Below are 2,065 nucleotides of genomic sequence, written 5' to 3'. Positions count from 1 at the left end.
TGGGTGACGTTGTCACCGCGCAAGGCCGAGACCGGGATGATGCCGGCGACTTCAATGCCGGCCTGCTGTGCGAAGGCACGCAGCGCCACGCTGACGGCCCCGAAGGCTTGGGCCGGGTCGCTCACCGCGTCGAGCTTGTTGACGGCGAACACGATGCTGGGCACGCGCAGCAGGTGCGCCAGCAGCGCGTGCCGGCGCGTCTGCGGCAGCAAGGGCAGCGGTTGGGCGTGGGTGTCGAGCTTGGTGATGTCGACCAGCACCACGGCAGCATCGCTGCCGGCTGCGGCTGTCACCATGTTGCGGGTGTACTGCTCGTGGCCGGGGGCGTCGGCAATGATGAACTTGCGCTGCTTGGTGGCGAAGTAGCGGTAGGCGACGTCGATGGTGATGCCTTGCTCACGCTCGGCCTCCAGGCCATCGGTGAGCAGCGACAGGTCGATGGGCTGGCCGGCGGCCTTCTTCTCCAGCGTGTCGAGCTGGTCGGCGAGGATGGCGCGGCTGTCATACAGCAGGCGGCCGATCAGCGTGCTCTTGCCGTCGTCGACGGAGCCTGCGGTGAGGAAGCGCAGGGCGCGGTGGTCCTTGATGGCGGGAGTGGCAGACATCAGAAATAGCCTTCTTTCTTGCGGCGCTCCATCGAAGCGTCGGAGGTGCGGTCGTCCATGCGGGTGGCGCCGCGTTCGCTCACGGTGACCTTCAGCGTCTCGGCGACGATGTCGGTGGCGTTGGCGGCCGGGCTTTCCACGGGGCAGGTGCAAGTCATGTCGCCGACGGTGCGGAAGCGCACCTGGGCAGTTTCGATCTTCTCGTCGCCTTCAGGCGGCGTGACTTCCGTCAGCGGCACCAGCAGACCCTTGCGGCGGATGACCTGGCGGTCGTGTGCGTAGTACAGGCTCGGCAGCGGGATGTTCTCGCGGGCGATGTAGAGCCACACGTCGAGCTCGGTCCAGTTGCTGATGGGGAAGGCGCGCATGTGCTCGCCCGGCTTGATGCGGGTGTTGAACAAGGTCCACAGCTCGGGGCGTTGCTCCTTCGGCTGCCATTGGCCGAAGCTGTCGCGGTGACTGAAGATGCGCTCCTTGGCGCGGGCTTTCTCCTCGTCGCGGCGCGCGCCGCCCATCAGCACGTCGAAGCGGTGTTCTTCGATGGCTTCGAGCAGGGCGACGGTCTGGTGGCCGTTGCGAGACTCCAGTGGGTGTGACAGGCGCACCGTGCCGCGTTTGATGGAGTCTTCGAGGTGGCCGACGACCAGGCGCTCGCCCATCTCTGCCACGCGGCGGTCGCGAAACTCGATCACCTCGGGGAAGTTGTGGCCGGTGTCCACGTGCAGCAGCGGGAAGGGCAGGCGGCCCTTGTACTGGCCGTCGGCGCCCTTGGTCTTGAAGGCCTTCTCCGCCAGGCGCAGCACGACGCACGAGTCCTTGCCGCCCGAGAACAGCAGGGCAGGGCGCTCGAAGGCGGCCACGGTTTCGCGCAGGATGAAGATGGCCTCTTCTTCCAGCCAGTCGAGGTGGGTGTGGTCCAGCTCGGGGAGCAACTGCTCCACGGTCAGCGGGGCGTTCATTTCCGGTCTCCGATCATCGATACAGCCGCTTCTTCCTCAGCGCCATGGACGTGCAGGCCGCACTCCTTGGCCTTCTCGTCTTCCCACCACCAGCGGCCGGCGCGGAAGTCTTCGCCCACGGCGATGGCGCGGGTGCAGGGCTCGCAGCCGATGCTGGGCATGAACTGGTCGTGCAGCGGGTTGTAGGGCACGTTGTTCGTGGCGATGTAGTGCCACACGTCGTTCCAGGTCCAGTCGGCCAGCGGGTTGAACTTGGTGCGCCCCTTGTCGTCGAGCTCATGGAAAGGCACGTCGCCGCGGTTGTTGCTCTGCTCGCGGCGCAGGCCGGTCACCCAGGCCGTGCGGCTGGCCAGCATGCGCGACAAGGGCTCCAGCTTGCGGATGCCGCAGCAGCCCTTGCGCAGGTCGATGCTCTCGTACATCGCCTTCTCGCCGTAGCTCTTGACGAAATGGATCACGGCGTCGGCTTCGGGGCGGTAGACCTCGACCTTCAGGCCGTAG

The 2,065-nt window shown here is 66.7% G+C and carries 3 protein-coding genes; all 3 read right to left on the bottom strand.

The window, feature by feature from the left end; translation table 11 throughout:
* Positions 1-605 (bottom strand): GTP-binding protein (locus VFL64_RS05090; RefSeq protein WP_489539302.1); only part of this gene is annotated, 605 nt, incomplete at its 3' end.
* A complete protein-coding gene (gene cysD, locus VFL64_RS05085) occupies positions 605-1,564 on the bottom strand; it encodes a sulfate adenylyltransferase subunit CysD (protein ID WP_489539301.1) in 960 nt (319 codons plus the stop codon). The genes cysD and VFL64_RS05090, both read right to left, overlap by 1 nt.
* Positions 1,561-2,065, bottom strand: a 505-nt coding sequence (locus VFL64_RS05080) for a phosphoadenylyl-sulfate reductase (RefSeq protein WP_489539300.1), incomplete at its 5' end; no start/stop codon positions are given. The genes cysD and VFL64_RS05080, both read right to left, overlap by 4 nt.

This window comes from Rhizobacter sp. (assembly GCF_035702065.1).
In the GTDB taxonomy this organism is placed as follows: Bacteria; Pseudomonadota; Gammaproteobacteria; order Burkholderiales; family Burkholderiaceae_C; genus Rhizobacter.
The sequence above is the reverse complement of the archived record's forward strand: the minus strand, read 5'-3'. Positions and strand labels throughout refer to the sequence as shown.

Excerpts from the sequence above, each read along its gene's own strand:
- cysD (WP_489539301.1), bottom strand. The coding sequence starts at position 1,564 with ATGAACGCCCCGCTGACCGTGGAGCAGTTGCTCCCCGAGCTGGACCAC.